Below are 13,684 nucleotides of genomic sequence, written 5' to 3'. Positions count from 1 at the left end.
CAGGTGAGCTCGCGCAGCTGGTCGCCGCTGGCCTTCATGAACAGGAACGAGTACGTCACGCCGCGCCGCTTGGCCTGACGCCGGGTCTTGAGGCTGAGGGCGCTCATCGCCAGGCGAAGAAGGGGGTTTGCGCCCAGCTCGCGGGCGAAGGCCGGGTCGGGCGGGCCCGCGACACTGATGGCCAGGCCGCCCGGCTTGAGTACCTGCAGGGACTTCGCCAGGTTGTCGCCACCGAGACTGTCAAGGACGACGTCGTAGTCGTGGTCGAGTGCTGTCACGAAATCCTGCGGCCGGTAGTCGATGACGAGATCCGCGCCGAGCTCCTTGACGAGGTCGGCCCTGGTGGCGCTCGCGGTGGCGGTGACGTGCGCTCCGAGCGCCTTCGCAAGCTGGATGACAATGCTGCCGAGGCCGCCGGCACCCGCGTGGACGAGAACCTTCTGGCCCGGCTGTACGTGCGCCCGCTCGACCAGGAGCTGCCAGGCGGTCAGGGCGACCAGTGGCAGCGACGCGGCTTCCGCCATGGTGAGCGTGGCGGGCTTGAGCCCCACGTCGTCCTGGTGGACGGCGATGAGTTCGGCGAAGGTGCCGATGCGGTCCTTGTCCGGCCGTGCGTAGACATCGTCGCCGACCGTGTACCGGGCGACGGCCGCGCCCACCTGGACGGCTTCCCCGGCGAGGTCGTTGCCAGGATGAGCGGGAGCTCGTACGGCATGAACGCCTCCATGGGTCTCCGGTCGCGAGGCGGAGGCCACCGCACCCTCCTCACCCCCGTGCGGGCGGCACCGGGAAGAGCATGCAGCTGCTGGTGGCATGGGCGAGCAGACGGTCCGTGCCGTCGAGCAACTGCGCCTGGGCGAGGGCGGTTTGGCGCCCTTTGCTGACCACCGTGCCGATGGCGCGCACCGGGCCTGTGTCCGCGGTGATCCGCCGCAGGAACTTCACCGTCAGATCGAGTGAGGTATACGCCGTGCCGAGCGGGAGCGTGGACTGGACGGCGCAGCCCGCCGCCGAGTCGAGCAGGGTGGCGTAGACGCCGCCGTGCACGCTGCCGATCGGGTTGTAGTGCTCCTCGCCCGGTGTCAGCGAGAAGACCGCCCTGCCGGGCTCCACTTCGTCCAGGCTGAAGTCGACGGTTCGGCTGATGGGGGCGCCCGGCAGCCGCCCTGCCTGCAGCTCTCGCAGGAAGTCGATGCCGGCCATGCGGGTCGCGGCCTCCGCGAGGGTTTCGGGGTCATCCCAGTCATACGTACGCGTACGTCCCACGGTCGAGCACCTTCACCTTCCATCTGGCTTTTACAAGTGAAGCTAGCCCTGCGTACTGCTGACTGTCAACGGCGAAGCCAGACCCCTACAATGGCGTGATGAAGTGGCTTGATGCGAGCACGGAGAACTGCCCCGTCCAGCGCACGCTAGACGTGGTCGGGGAGAAGTGGACGTTGCTGATCCTGCGGGACGCGGTGAACGGAGTCCGCCGCTTCGACGACTTCCACCGCCACATCGGTCTGTCGGAGGCCGTCCTCAGCGACCGTCTCCGCAAGCTGGTCTCCGCCGGCATTCTGACGGCAGTCCCCTACCAGGAGCCGGGTAGCCGCTCACGCAACGAGTACCGCCTGACACCCAAGGGCTGGGACCTCTGGCCCGTCCTGATGGCCCTGAGCCAGTGGGGCGAGACGTACGCCCTCGGTTCCGAGGGCCCGGTACTGGACGTCCGCCACACCGACTGCGACGCCCCGGTCCGCGTCGTCGTCGAGTGCTCCGCGGAACACTCCGCCCTCACCCCCAGGGATGTCACCGCCCGGCTGGGCCCCGGCGCCCGAAGCCGCTGACACCTCGATCGAGGTCCGCGACGGGACCCCCTGCCCCAGCGAGTGCGCCGCGCCGCCTCCCTCAACGCCTGGAACGGAAACGTGCGGCGAGTTCGCCCCCAGTGATGAGTTTTCGCGCCCACACGCGTCACACGTACGACAGGACACGACGCGGCGGAAGGATGACGTGATGAGCGCGGACACGTGGCTGAAGGAGCTGGGCGTGAGGGATCTGGGCGAGGTCGACGAGCCGGCGTTCTCGGGGCTGGCGGAGCGGCACCGGCGGGAGCTGCACGTGCACTGCTACCGGATCCTCGGGTCGTTCGAGGACGCCGAGGATGCCGTGCAGGAGACGTTCCTCCGTGCCTGGCGGCGCCGGGAGACCTTCGAGGGGCGGTCGACGTTCAGGGCCTGGCTGTACCGGATCGCCACCAACGCCTGCCTGGATCTGCTCGCCAAGCGTCGCCCTGAGCCTGCGACCGGCGGCGAGGTGCTGTGGCTGCAGCCCTACCCGGACCGGCTGCTCGACGAGCTGCCCGCGGGCAACGCGGACGAGCCGGAGACCGTCGCGGTCGCGCGGGAGACGATCGAACTGGCGTACCTGGTCGCGGTCCAGCACCTCGCGCCGCGCCCGCGGGCCGTGCTGATCCTGCGGGATGTGCTCGGCTGGCCGGCGAAGGACGTCGCGGAAGCCCTCGGGGATTCCGTCAACTCCGTCAACAGCGCGCTGCAGCGGGCCCGCGCCGGCATGCGGGAACACCTGCCGGCCGAGCGGCAGGACTGGACCGTCGGCGATCAGGACGCCGGGACGCGCGAGCTGGTGCGCCGCTATACGGACGCGAGCGTGGCCACGGACGTCGGCCGGCTGGCCGCCATGCTGGCGGACGACGTCCGCTGCTCGATGCCGCCCACGCCGGGTATCCAGGTCGGCCGCGACGCGGTCGTGGATGACTGGGTCAAGGGTGGCTTCGAGGGTATGAAGGGCCTGCGCGCCATCCTCACCTCGGTGAACCGGCAGCCCGCCGTCGCTTTCTACCTCTGGCAGAAGCCGGAGGGTGCGTACCTGCCGCTGACGATCGACGTCCTGCGGGTCACCGACGGGGCGATCAGCGAGATCATCACGTTCCACGACGATCAGTTCCCGCGGATCGGGCTGCCGGAGCGCCTGCCGATGGACGGTACGGAGTAGGCCCGGTGCGGAGTCGGCCCGGTACAGGCGCTTGGGGTGAGTGGTGGCGCTTGCGTCGCGGTGCTCGCGGCGGGGTCGCAAGAGGCGTTCGCAGCCGTGGGTGGTGGGCGAGTGGCCGGTGGACGGGCGTCTGCGCCCGATGGCGGCCGGCGCGGCGATCTCGCGCGAGGGTCCGCCTCTGCGGGCTTCGGGCCCGCCCACCAGCCCTCGCTCCTCATCTCCCTCGTGATTGGCGCTTTTGAGGGCGATCCCCGGCCGCGTAACGCTCCAGCGAGGCTGACTGCCTCTGCTGCCTACATCTGGTGCTGTTCGCCGCCTACTTGGTGCTGCCGGTCACCTCCTGGCTGCACCGAATGCCGCCCGGGGGAGCTGCCGCCCAGCCCCGGGATCAGTACCGCCGCCACCGCCAGGTGCATCAGAGCCAGAGCGGTCCGGGTACGGCCGTCCATGCCGTCGCCGGTCAACGGCAGGAAAGACACGACGAGTACGGCTCCGGCCACCGCGGTCCAGATGACGCGGGGGCGCCGCATCCCGAACCTCTCCAGGGCGGCTAACAGCCCCCAGCCGGAAAGCGACGCGAGCAGGGCGACGACCACCACGGCCCCGGCGCCGATGTCGAGCGTCTGGTCGCCGTCGGTGATCTGCACCCGGTCCCCCAGCAGCGGGTCCACGACCAGCCACACCGTGACAGGGGCCAGGGCCGCCGCGGCCATCACCGCCAGGCGCCTTCGTGGCGCGCTCACTTGGCGCCCCCCGTGACAGCCCCGTGCAGGAAGACCTCCACCAGCTCCTGCGGGGTCAGGTCGGGTTCGTCCTCAGTCCGCGGCTGGATGAACAGCAGCCCGAAGAACAGGGCGGCGATCTGCTCCGGCGGTCGGCGCAATGCGGCCTTGTCGGGCTCCAGCAGCTCCACGAGAGCCGCGCGGATGCGGGTCGTCGACTCCGCGCGGCCCGCGCCGCGCACCGTGCCGGGGTGCTTGCCACCGCTGTGCCCCAGCGAGCCGAGGATCGCGCCCATCCTGGACATGTGCGCCTGCAGCGCCTCGGCCGCCTCCGCGAGCCGTTCGGGCAGCGGCTGGGACACGTCGATCGCGTCGAGCTCGCGGACCGCATGCTCGGGTGAGAGCGCCTCGGCAATGCAGGCCTGCAGCAGCTCGTCCTTGTCGGCGAAGACCCGGAAGATCGTGCCCTCTCCGATGCCCGCGGCGCGGGCGATCTTCGCGGTCGTCACCGCGGCGCCGTACTCGGCGATCAGCGGGATCGCGGTCCGGATGATCATTTCGCGGCGCTGCTCCGGCGACATGCCGGGGGCGCGGCGGCGGGTGGTCTGGTTCTCCTTGGGTGCTGTCATGACCACGAGCTTACGGAGTGAGTGCTCACTCCGTCAATGAGTGAGCACTCACTCCGCGCATCTCGCCAGGATCCGTCTCGGGGCGTGACCGCCGTTCGTAGGCGGTTGGGCCGTGGCTAGGGTGGGCGCCCACATCCACTGTCTGCTTCCGGAGGGTCGCGCCCCATGGACCCGCTGATCCGCCGTCACCTCACGGCCCTGCAGCCGTGTCTCGCGATACCCGGCCTGGCACTCGCCACCTGGGGGACCCGGACCCCTGACGTCCGGGACCGGCTCAGCGCCTCGACCGCCGAGATGGGCCTGGTGCTGTTTGGCACTTGTTGCCGCCGCCCTCTCACCCGCCACCACCTCCCGGCCCCGGCGCCCCACGACAGCGGGCGACCGCCCCTCAGACGTCCACCACGCCCTGCCGACAGCATCCGACCAGGACACCGCAGGCAGACCGAACTCCACCCACAGCCAGCAGCGGTAGCCATACGTCGGGCCACCCGAGGACCTTTCTGGCGCAATACCTTGAGCATGCTGCTCAACCGCCGTGTCACTGCCCTCTGCCCTCCAGTACTCCCAATCCCCAGACGTCGTGATCTGCGTACACCACACTCTTAAGGCAGTCTGCTGCCGCCAAGGCAACAGCCCATCCAGCCCATCCAGACCACCTCGTGGGTGAACAAGAGAAGGTGAAGACGTGAGTGAGAGCCAACACCTCCCGTCAGATGTGTCGGGCAGGCTGAAGCTGAACACCGCTGTCGCTCACAACGCGCGCGTGTGGAACTACTGGATCGGCGGGAAAGACAACTACGAGGTCGACCGGCAAGTAGGCGGACAGGTCGCCTCGATGTTCCCGGTGATCCGAGACGTGGCCCGCGCCGACCGCCAGTTCCTCGGCCGTGCGGTCCAATTCCTGGCCGCCGACCGTGAGGTACGGCAGTTCCTGGACATCGGAACCGGCCTGCCGACCCTCGACAACACCCACGAGATCGCCCAACGGATCGCACCCGAATCCCGGATCGTCTACGTCGACAACGACCCCATCGTGCTGGTCCACGCCCGCAGCCTGCTGACCGGCACCGACCTGGGAGCCACCGACTACATCGACACCGACATCCGCGACCCGGACGCCGTCATGGAGGGTGCGTCGGCGACTCTCGACCTCGACCGACCCGTTGCGGTCATGATGCTGGGCATCCTCAACTTCGTCCTCGACACGGGCGAAGCACAAGAGATCGTGCGCCGGATCATGGCCTCGGTCCCCTCCGGCAGCTATCTCGCCCTGACCCATCCCACCACCGACACCGACCTGGGTGGCGAGGGCAATGTCGAGGCCATGAAGTTCTGGAACGAGAACGCCACACCGCCGATCACCGCCCGAAGCCGCGCAGAGCTCAGCTCCTTCTTCGACGGGCTGCACCTCGTCACCCCGGGCCTGGTGTCGTGCGCGCAATGGCGTACTGAGCCCAACTCCGCTCCCGTGCTCCCACAATTCGGTGCCGTTGCGCGCAAACCCTGAACCACGCCGGACTCTCGGGGGGTCTCCCGGACGGCCGGCTGCACTGCCCGACCCACCACACAGCAGGTGCCCGCCCCCGGGACACAGGGGCGGGCACCTTGCTCTTACGCTCGGCTCTTACCCGCAGGGGTGGCCGGTTGGCCGTCCGTGACGGTGCGTGGAGACCGGGCGATGCTTCCTCTAGAAATAGCCCTAGAAGTAGCTCTAGAAGTAGTGCTTACGTCCGCCCACCGCGCGCCCGGTCGCGCCCAGGATCCACAGGGCCGCGCCGACAACGACCAGGATTCCGCCGACCGTCGTCAGCAAGGAGATACCGGCCAGCACTCCGATGATGAGCAAAATAACGCCAAGGACAATCATGGTCATTCCTATCGTCAAGTGTCGTCGGTATGCGCGGGCCCTCAGTCCGGCCTGCGGCACCTGTTTCCCGCCCTCCGCGCAGCCTGGAGCGGGTGAACCTGCCGCCCGCGAACTGTGCGGTTGCTGAGCCCTCTGTCGTGCTAGCTCCGAGTGCCCAGGTCTTGCCGGCTAATGCATGGGCGAACCAACACGGTGACTTTCCCCGAGTGAGGCACCCTGGCGCAGTGGGCAGGGCAGGCGTGGGCCCTCCCCAAGCCGCCCCGGCCGCGACCTCTGCCCGGTGTTCCGCTCCCATGCCGACCGCCCCTGGCAGATCTTGCCTTCCGTCTGCCGAAGGACCAGGTCAGCGATGCGTCCGGTGCGGCGTCAGGTGGCGCAACACTTCCGCAACACCACTATCCCTACCGGATAGGTATGGTTCCGGCCATGCCGCCCACCGACCGCATCCGAGACCACGCAGGCCAGGGCGCGCCCACCGTCGCCGCCCAGCGCACGCGGCGTCGGCTGCGCGCGGACCGGGCACGCCAGCTCGCCGACCTGCTGCGCCACCAGCTACTCACCGGGGGCTTCCCGGCCGGCACCCTCCCGCACGAGTCGACCCTCGCCACCGACTACCGGGCCTCGCGGAACACCGTCCGCCAGGCACTTGACCTCCTGCGCGCCGAAGGCCTCGTGGACCGTCTCCCCGGCGTCGGCACGGTGGTGGTCGCCCAGAAGTACCCGCACGGGCTCGACCGCCTCATGGGCCTCGCGGAAACCCTGCGCGAACACGGCCAGGTCACCAACGAGGTCCGCACCATGGGCCCCGCCCCGGCTCCCACCCCCGTAGCCGAACGCCTCCGCCTCCCACCCGGCGCTGACGTCCTCTACGTCGAACGTCTCCGCCGCCTCAACGGCCTTCCCCTCTCCCTCGACCTCACCTACATCCCCCTCGACATCGGCACCGCCCTGCTCGACGCCGACCTGGTGAACACCGACGTCTTCCGCCTCCTGGAAACCATCACCGGCAGGCGGCTCGGTCACGCCGAGATCACCCTGGAAGCGGTGAACGCGGACGCCCACTCCGCCACCGTCCTCGAAGCCCCGCGCGGCGCGGCCGTCCTGATGCTGGAACGGCTCACCCACCTCTCGGACGGCCGCCCGGTCGACCTGGAGTTCATCCGCTTCCGCGGCGACCGCATCACCATGAGCGGCCTGCTGCACCGCTCCCTGTAGACATCACCCCCGCCCCACAGCACACCTTCCTGGAGACAGCCATGACCTTGGCGCCCCAGCGGGCCGACGTGCCCGTGACCATCGACGAGTCGAAGTGCATCGACGGCTGCACGCTCTGCGTGGACATGTGTCCGCTGGACTCCCTCGCCATCGACGAGACCAACGGCAAGGCGTACATGCACGTCGACGAGTGCTGGTACTGCGGCCCGTGCGCGGCCCGCTGTCCCACCGGAGCCGTCACGGTCAACATGCCCTATCTCCTCCGCTGAGAGGCCCCAACTCCCATGAAACGCACGGCAGTCGCGCTCGCCGCCTCCGCTCTGCTGCTCCCCCTGTCCGCCTGCGGCGGCAGCGCCGAGGCAGGCAGCGGCTCCACGGTCACCGTCACCGTCGGATACCAGTCCAAGACCATCAACACGGTCACGGCCGGCACCCTCCTGCGCTCCCTCGGCTACTTCGAGAAGCAGTTGAACTCCCTCCGGGACGGGAAGACGTACAAGGTCGACTGGCAGGACTACGCCACCGGCGCCCCTATCACCGCACAGATGACCGCGGGGAAGATCGACATCGGCTCGATGGGTGACTTCCCGCTGCTCATCAACGCGGCCCGCGGCAAGCAGCTGGGCACGCCCACCCACCTGGTCTCGGTCACCGGCTACAACCTCAAAGGCGGGCTGAACACGGTCGTCGTCCCGCCGGAGTCCAAGCTCACCTACCTGAAGGACCTCAAGGGCAAGAAGGTCTCCACGAGCGTCGGGTCAGCCGCCGACGGCACGCTCGTACGGGCCCTGCAGCGGGCCGGCATCGATCCGGACAAGGGCATCGAGAAGCTGAACCAGCAGCCGGCGGTGGGCGCCTCGGCCCTGTCGGCGGGCAGCGCGGACGCGCTGTCGCAGTTCGTCGCCTGGCCGGGCCTGCTCGCCCACCAGGGCAAGGCGAAGGCCCTGTACGACGGCGCCCAGCTGAACCTGCCCACCTTCCACGGCGTCACCGCCCGCGAGGACTTCGCGGAGCAGCGCCCGGCCGTCCTTGAGGCGTTTCTGAAGGCCCAGGCGGAGGCGACCAACTACCTCAACACCCATCCGGTGCAGGCTGCCGAGAAGGTCGCGAAGGCCACCGGCCTGCCGGCCGAGGTCGTCTACCTCTACAACGGTGCCCACGGCATCTCCACCTTCGATCCGGCCGTCAAACCGCGGCTCGTCTCCGCGCTCAAGCAGGACGTGGCGGTCCTGAAGGCGGCTGAGCTGACCGGCGACATCGACGTGGACTCCTTCGTCGACGACCGGTACGTCAAGAAGGCCCTCGGCGCCGGCTACGCCAAGCAGCTCGCTGCCACCCCGCCCGCCGCCGCGAGCGAGGTCTGGCCCAAGGGCAGCGCGAAGACCAGGAGCTTCACCTCCCCCGCCCAGCTCCTGGCCTACATCGACCGGCACAAGGACCGCATCCGCGCCGCCTACGTCCCCGACGCCACCACCGGCACACTCTGGTTCGCCGACAAGGCCGTCTGGGTGGCGCACGGCAAGCAGCTGCTGCCTTTCGTCGCTGCGGAAACCGCGCAGGCCTACGTGGCCGGTCACAGCGGCGCCCAGCGGATCACGTACGCGGACGCCCTGGGACGGGCCTCGTGAGCCGATACCCCCGTCGGACGGGTCGGCTCGCGCTGCGGGCCGGCTCGCTGGCCGCAGCGCTCGGCCTGTGGCAGCTGCTGACCACCCTCGACGTGAACCTGTGGATGCGCTTCTCGCAGTTCCCGACGGTGACCGACGTGGCCCGAGCCTTCACCGACCGGCTCTCCGGCCCCGACTACTGGACCGATCTCACCGACAGCCTCACCCGGATCGTGACCGGCTTCCTGCTCGCGGCCGTCCTGGGCGTGGCCACCGGCGTGCTCGTGACACGCTCGCGGCTGGCCGAGGATCTGCTCGGCCCGGTCCTCGAAGTAGTGCGGCCCGTCCCGGCCATCGCCATGGTCCCCGTCGCGATCCTTCTGTTCCCCTCCAATGAACAGGGCATCGTCTTCATCACCTGCACCGCCGCCTTCTTCCCGGTGCTGGTCTCCACCCGGCACGCGGTGCGCGCGCTGACCCCGGTGTGGGAGGAGGCTGTGCGCACCATGGGCGGCGGCCGGTGGCGGATTCTCGGCTCGGTCGTCCTGCCGGGCGCGCTGCCCGGCATCTTCGGCGGCCTGTCCGTGGGCATCGGCGTGTCCTGGATCTGTGTGATCTCCGCCGAGATGATCTCCGGCCAGTACGGCGTCGGCTACCGCACCTGGCAGGACTACACGATCGTCAACTACCCGGGGGTTTTCGTCGGCATGGTCACCATCGGCCTGCTCGGCTGGCTGACCTCCACCGCTGTCGAGCTGGTCGGGCGCCGTCTGACCCACTGGCTGCCGCGCACGTCGTACGACCCCGGCGCCCGGCCCCGGCCCGCACGGACCCCGGCATCCACCATCGAACCCCGCAAGGCCGAGGAGGCACACGATGGGCACCTCGTCTGAGACCAGGCCGGCCGACGCCGGGACCGCGTCGGCGGCACCGCGCGGCACCCGCCTGACCCTTCGCGGCGCCACGCTCGGCCGACCGGGCGCCCCGGCCGTGGCCGACGTCGACCTGGACGTCTCCCCCGGCGAGATCCTCACCGTCGTCGGCCCCTCCGGCTGCGGCAAGTCGACCCTGCTGCGCACCTTCGCCGGACTGCTGCCCGCCCTGGCCGGGGCAGTGGAACAGGACGGCCGGCCGTTGACCGTCCCGGGCGCGGACCGTTCCCTGGTCTTCCAGGAGGACGCCCTGCTGCCCTGGCGCACCCTGCGTGCCAACGTGGAACTGCCCCTGGCCATCCAGGGACTGCCGCGCACGCAACGCAGGGAGCAGGCCGAGGCCTGGCTGGAGCGAGTCCAACTCGCCGACCAGGAACGGCGGTTGCCGCACCGCGTGTCCGGCGGGCAGCGCCAGCGCGCCCAGCTGGCCCGCGCCCTCGCCGGACGCCCGCGCGCCGTCCTCATGGACGAACCGTTCGGCGCGCTCGACGCCCAGACCCGCGCCGGCATGCAGGACCTGCTGGTGGAGGTGCTGCACGGCACGGGCGCGACCGTCGTCTTCGTCACCCACGACGTCGACGAGGCCCTGTTCCTCGGCGACCGCGTGGCCCTGCTCGGCGCGGGCCGCCTCATCGCCGTACGCGACGTGCCGCGCCCGCGCGAGCGCGCCGCCCATGGCGACTCGGCGCGCGTAGCCCTGCGTCGCGACATCCTCACCTCGCTCGGTACCTGAAAGGCCCCCGGTGACCACCCTCGTGAACACCCCTACGGAGATCCCCGCCCTCAGCGATGCCGAGGAACTGACCTGCGACGTCCTCGTCATCGGCGGCGGAACCGCCGGCACCATGGCCGCCCTGACCGCCGCCGAGCACGGCTCGGACGTCCTGCTCCTTGAGAAGGCGCACGTGCGCCACTCCGGCGCGCTCGCCATGGGCATGGACGGCGTCAACAACGCCGTCATCCCCGGCCGCGCCGAGCCCGACGACTACGTCGCCGAGATCACCCGCGCCAACGACGGCATCGTCGACCAGTCCACCGTCCGCCAGACCGCCACCCGCGGCTTCGCCATGGTGCAGCGCCTGGAGTCCTACGGCGTGAAGTTCGAGAAGGACGAGCACGGCGAGTACGCGGTCCGCCAGGTCCACCGCTCGGGCTCCTACGTGCTGCCGATGCCGGAGGGCAAGGACGTCAAGAAGGTTCTGTACCGGCAACTGCGGCGACGTGAGATGCGGGAGCGGATACGGATCGAGAACCGGGTGATGCCGGTGCGCGTGCTGACCGCCGAGGGGCGCGCCGTGGGCGCGGTCGGCTTCAACACCCGCACGGGCGCGTTCGTCACCGTCCGCGCGGGCGCGGTGATCCTCGCGACCGGCGCCTGCGGCCGCCTCGGCCTGCCCGCCTCCGGCTATCTGTACGGCACGTACGAGAACCCGACCAACGCGGGCGACGGCTACGCGATGGCGTACCACGCGGGCGCGGAGCTCACCGGCATCGAGTGCTTCCAGATCAACCCGCTGATCAAGGACTACAACGGCCCCGCCTGCGCCTACGTCGCCAACCCCTTCGGCGGCTACCAGGTCAACCGGCACGGTGAGCGCTTCGTCGACTCCGACTACTGGTCGGGGCAGATGATGGCCGAGTTCGCGGCGGAGGTGGCGAGCGACCGGGGCCCGGTGTACCTGAAGCTGAGCCACCTCCCGGAGGAGTCGGTCTCGGCGCTGGAGTCGATCCTGCACTCCACGGAGCGCCCGACGCGCGGCACCTTCCACGCGGGCCGCGGCCACGACTACCGCACACACGACGTGGAGATGCACATCTCCGAGATCGGCCTGTGCGGCGGCCATTCCGCGTCGGGGGTACGGGTCGACGACCAGGCTCGGACGACCGTTCCCCGGCTGTACGCCGCCGGCGACCTGGCCTGCGTCCCCCACAACTACATGATCGGCGCGTTCGTCTTCGGAGACCTCGCGGGCGCGAACGCGGCACAGTACAAGCCCTACGAAGGGGAGTTGCCCCTGGACCAGCTCCGCACGGCGCACGAACTGATCTACCGGCCCCTGCGCAACCCCGACGGCCCGCCGCAGCCCCAGATCGAGTACAAGCTGCGCCGCTTCGTGAACGACTACGTGGCCCCGCCGAAGACCGGCGCCCGCCTCTCCCTGGCCCTGGAGGCGTTCGAGCGGATGCGCGCCGACATCGCCACGATGGGCGCCCGCACCCCGCACGAGCTGATGCGCTGCGCGGAGGTCACCTTCATCCGCGACTGCGCGGAGATGGCCGCGCGCGCCTCCCTGGCCCGGACGGAGTCCCGCTGGGGCCTCTACCACGACCGCCTCGACCACCCGCGGCGCGACGACGCGTCCTGGTTCCACCACCTCGATCTACTCAAGTCCCCCTCGGGGACGATGGAGTTCACGGCCCGTCCCGTGACCCCCTATCTGGTGCCGGTCGACGGTTTCGCCCCGGTCGGGGGCCCCTCCCGTCACCTCGGCGAGGTCCACGCGGAACAGGTGGCGACAGCAGGCGCCCGTGAAGTGTCACCGGGGTTGCGGCAGGAGCCCACCGCGACCGACCCCACCGTCGACGCCGCCGCCGAGGCGGACGTGCCGGCCACGCCTCGACTGCTCGACCTCCTCTCCCTCACGGAGAAGGATCCCGAACTGGCCGCCCTCGCCCCCTACTTGACCGACCCCCAACCCACCGTGCGCCGTACGGCCGTCACGGTCCTGACGGAGACCGTGCCACCGGGGACCGGACCGGCGCTGGCCGCGGCGCTCGCCGACCCCGACGTCGGCGTCCGCGCCGCCGCGTCCGCCTCACTGCGGGAACTGGTCGAGACACTGCCCCCCGAACCGGCCCTGCGCGACGGCCTCGCCGCAGCCCTGTCCGAGGCGGACCCCGTGGTCCGCGCCGCCGCGCTGGATGTCCTGCGCGCCCTGCGCCTGGGCGACGTGGAGCTGTTCGCGGGCTCGCTGTCGGACTCGGACGTCTCCGTCCGCATCGCAGCCGTACGCGCGCTGGTGTCGGTCGACGCAACGGGAGAAGTGGCCCGCGTGGCGGCCGTCGATCCGTCGCGCGAGGTCCGCGTCACCATCGCCAAGGCCCTGGCCGCCGAGGGCCCAGACCCGACTACGGCCGACGCGGTCCATTCGGCCCTCGCGGAGCTCGTGGACGATCCCGACGCGCTGGTCCGTGGGGCCGCCTATGAGGCGCTGGGCACGGCGGGCTGCCCGGAGGCCCTGGCCACCTGCGCCGAGACGGCCCTGGCAGACCCCGCCTGGCAAGTGCGCGCCGGCGCCGCCATCGCCCTGTCCGCCTCGGATCCCTCCTTCGCCGTCCCCGCACTCGCCAAGGCTGCCGCCGACCCCAATGCCGACGTCCGCAAGGCCGCCGTACTGGCCCTGACCCGCCACCGGGCCACCGAGGACGCCCGAGCGGCCCTGACCGCCGCGACGACGGACTCGGACGCGGACGTCAGGGCCTATGCGGCGCGGGCGCTGTGACCCTCACCTGCCCGGCCGCGGCGAAGGGAACCTGCGTCGAGGGGCCCGCCGGCCGGCCGAACGGGTGCTGCCACAGCCCCTGCGCCCGGAGCTTCGGCAGACGCCCTCGCCGAACCAGTACGCCTCCTCCAGATGCGGGTAGCCGGAGAGGACGAACCCGCGGGCAGTGCGCGATCCGCATGAGCTGTTCATGCGCAACGCCCGTACGTACC

General features: G+C 70.6%; 13 protein-coding genes and 3 pseudogenes. 10 read left to right on the top strand and 6 right to left on the bottom strand.

Features of this window, described 5'->3' with window-relative positions:
• Nucleotides 1-2: 2 nt before the first annotated feature.
• Nucleotides 3-724, bottom strand: a pseudogene (locus ACZ5U5_RS16030) (NADP-dependent oxidoreductase); the annotation flags it as partial.
• 41 nt (nt 725-765) lie between these two features.
• The gene (locus ACZ5U5_RS16025) at nt 766-1,266 is read right to left on the bottom strand and encodes a PaaI family thioesterase (protein WP_469021531.1); all 501 of its coding nucleotides are present in this window, start codon (nt 1,264-1,266) and stop codon (nt 766-768) included.
• 98 nt (nt 1,267-1,364) lie between these two features.
• Between ACZ5U5_RS16025 and ACZ5U5_RS16020 the strand changes: the two genes are divergently transcribed.
• Together ACZ5U5_RS16020 and ACZ5U5_RS16015 are read left to right on the top strand one after the other, a co-directional pair.
• On the top strand, nt 1,365-1,829 hold the full coding sequence (locus tag ACZ5U5_RS16020; RefSeq protein WP_469021529.1) for a winged helix-turn-helix transcriptional regulator: 465 nt from the start codon (nt 1,365-1,367) through the stop codon (nt 1,827-1,829).
• Between the two features lie 169 nt (nt 1,830-1,998).
• Nucleotides 1,999-2,997, top strand: a complete 999-nt coding sequence (locus ACZ5U5_RS16015) for an RNA polymerase subunit sigma-70 (RefSeq protein ID WP_469021526.1) — start codon at nt 1,999-2,001, stop codon at nt 2,995-2,997.
• Nucleotides 2,998-3,290: 293 nt separating this feature from the next.
• Here the strand turns inward: ACZ5U5_RS16015 and ACZ5U5_RS16010 are convergent, their stop codons facing one another.
• Together ACZ5U5_RS16010 and ACZ5U5_RS16005 are read right to left on the bottom strand one after the other, a co-directional pair.
• Nucleotides 3,291-3,740, bottom strand: a complete 450-nt coding sequence (locus tag ACZ5U5_RS16010; protein ID WP_469021524.1) for a DUF6069 family protein — start codon at nt 3,738-3,740, stop codon at nt 3,291-3,293.
• Complete coding sequence (locus ACZ5U5_RS16005) at nt 3,737-4,348, bottom strand: TetR/AcrR family transcriptional regulator (RefSeq protein ID WP_469021522.1); 612 nt, start codon at nt 4,346-4,348, stop codon at nt 3,737-3,739. Before ACZ5U5_RS16005 ends, ACZ5U5_RS16010 begins: the two co-directional genes overlap by 4 nt.
• Nucleotides 4,349-4,513: 165 nt before the next feature.
• On the opposite strand from ACZ5U5_RS16005, the pseudogene ACZ5U5_RS16000 reads away from it, so the two are divergent.
• Both ACZ5U5_RS16000 and ACZ5U5_RS15995 read left to right on the top strand, forming a co-directional pair.
• Nucleotides 4,514-4,663, top strand: a pseudogene (locus ACZ5U5_RS16000) (MFS transporter); the annotation flags it as partial.
• Nucleotides 4,664-5,033: 370 nt separating this feature from the next.
• Nucleotides 5,034-5,855, top strand: coding sequence for an SAM-dependent methyltransferase (locus ACZ5U5_RS15995; RefSeq protein ID WP_469021519.1), 822 nt, complete (start codon nt 5,034-5,036; stop codon nt 5,853-5,855).
• 204 nt (nt 5,856-6,059) lie between these two features.
• On the opposite strand, the gene ACZ5U5_RS15990 is transcribed toward ACZ5U5_RS15995, so the two are convergent.
• Nucleotides 6,060-6,215 carry a DUF6131 family protein gene (locus tag ACZ5U5_RS15990; protein ID WP_453448267.1) on the bottom strand — a complete coding sequence of 52 codons (156 nt, stop codon included), beginning with the start codon at nt 6,213-6,215 and terminating at the stop codon, nt 6,060-6,062.
• A gap of 426 nt (nt 6,216-6,641) precedes the next feature.
• Between ACZ5U5_RS15990 and ACZ5U5_RS15985 the strand changes: the two genes are divergently transcribed.
• From ACZ5U5_RS15985 to ACZ5U5_RS15960, 6 genes are read left to right on the top strand one after another with little or no spacing between them, the layout of a single operon-like run.
• The gene (locus ACZ5U5_RS15985) at nt 6,642-7,430 is read left to right on the top strand and encodes a GntR family transcriptional regulator (protein WP_469021516.1); all 789 of its coding nucleotides are present in this window, start codon (nt 6,642-6,644) and stop codon (nt 7,428-7,430) included.
• Nucleotides 7,431-7,471: 41 nt separating this feature from the next.
• Nucleotides 7,472-7,699 (top strand): 4Fe-4S dicluster domain-containing protein, encoded by a 228-nt coding sequence (locus tag ACZ5U5_RS15980; RefSeq protein ID WP_351904079.1) that lies wholly within the window; start codon nt 7,472-7,474, stop codon nt 7,697-7,699.
• A 15-nt stretch (nt 7,700-7,714) separates the two neighbouring features.
• The gene (locus ACZ5U5_RS15975) at nt 7,715-9,058 is read left to right on the top strand and encodes an ABC transporter substrate-binding protein (RefSeq protein ID WP_469021512.1); all 1,344 of its coding nucleotides are present in this window, start codon (nt 7,715-7,717) and stop codon (nt 9,056-9,058) included.
• Nucleotides 9,055-9,930 (top strand): ABC transporter permease, encoded by an 876-nt coding sequence (locus ACZ5U5_RS15970; protein ID WP_469021510.1) that lies wholly within the window; start codon nt 9,055-9,057, stop codon nt 9,928-9,930. The genes ACZ5U5_RS15975 and ACZ5U5_RS15970 overlap by 4 nt, the downstream gene beginning before the upstream one ends.
• Nucleotides 9,914-10,702, top strand: a complete 789-nt coding sequence (locus ACZ5U5_RS15965; RefSeq protein WP_469021508.1) for an ABC transporter ATP-binding protein — start codon at nt 9,914-9,916, stop codon at nt 10,700-10,702. The genes ACZ5U5_RS15970 and ACZ5U5_RS15965 overlap by 17 nt, the downstream gene beginning before the upstream one ends.
• A 10-nt stretch (nt 10,703-10,712) precedes the next feature.
• Nucleotides 10,713-13,472 carry a fumarate reductase/succinate dehydrogenase flavoprotein subunit gene (locus ACZ5U5_RS15960; RefSeq protein WP_469021505.1) on the top strand — a complete coding sequence of 920 codons (2,760 nt, stop codon included), beginning with the start codon at nt 10,713-10,715 and terminating at the stop codon, nt 13,470-13,472.
• On the opposite strand, the pseudogene ACZ5U5_RS15955 reads toward ACZ5U5_RS15960, so the two are convergent.
• Nucleotides 13,444-13,628, bottom strand: a pseudogene (locus ACZ5U5_RS15955) (hypothetical protein); the annotation flags it as partial. The gene ACZ5U5_RS15960 and the pseudogene ACZ5U5_RS15955 overlap by 29 nt on opposite strands.
• Nucleotides 13,629-13,684: the final 56 nt, after the last annotated feature.

The organism is Streptomyces sp. NPDC033177, assembly GCF_055577715.1.
Note: the sequence above shows the minus strand (reverse complement) of the source record. Positions and strands in the feature narration are given on the sequence as shown.

Excerpts from the sequence above, each read along its gene's own strand:
- ACZ5U5_RS16020 (WP_469021529.1), top strand. The coding sequence starts at position 1,365 with ATGAAGTGGCTTGATGCGAGCACGGAGAACTGCCCCGTCCAGCGCACG.
- ACZ5U5_RS16015 (WP_469021526.1), top strand. The coding sequence starts at position 1,999 with ATGAGCGCGGACACGTGGCTGAAGGAGCTGGGCGTGAGGGATCTGGGC.
- ACZ5U5_RS16005 (WP_469021522.1), bottom strand. The coding sequence starts at position 4,348 with ATGACAGCACCCAAGGAGAACCAGACCACCCGCCGCCGCGCCCCCGGC.
- ACZ5U5_RS15990 (WP_453448267.1), bottom strand. The coding sequence starts at position 6,215 with ATGATTGTCCTTGGCGTTATTTTGCTCATCATCGGAGTGCTGGCCGGT.
- ACZ5U5_RS15985 (WP_469021516.1), top strand. The coding sequence starts at position 6,642 with ATGCCGCCCACCGACCGCATCCGAGACCACGCAGGCCAGGGCGCGCCC.
- ACZ5U5_RS15980 (WP_351904079.1), top strand. The coding sequence starts at position 7,472 with ATGACCTTGGCGCCCCAGCGGGCCGACGTGCCCGTGACCATCGACGAG.
- ACZ5U5_RS15975 (WP_469021512.1), top strand. The coding sequence starts at position 7,715 with ATGAAACGCACGGCAGTCGCGCTCGCCGCCTCCGCTCTGCTGCTCCCC.
- ACZ5U5_RS15965 (WP_469021508.1), top strand. The coding sequence starts at position 9,914 with ATGGGCACCTCGTCTGAGACCAGGCCGGCCGACGCCGGGACCGCGTCG.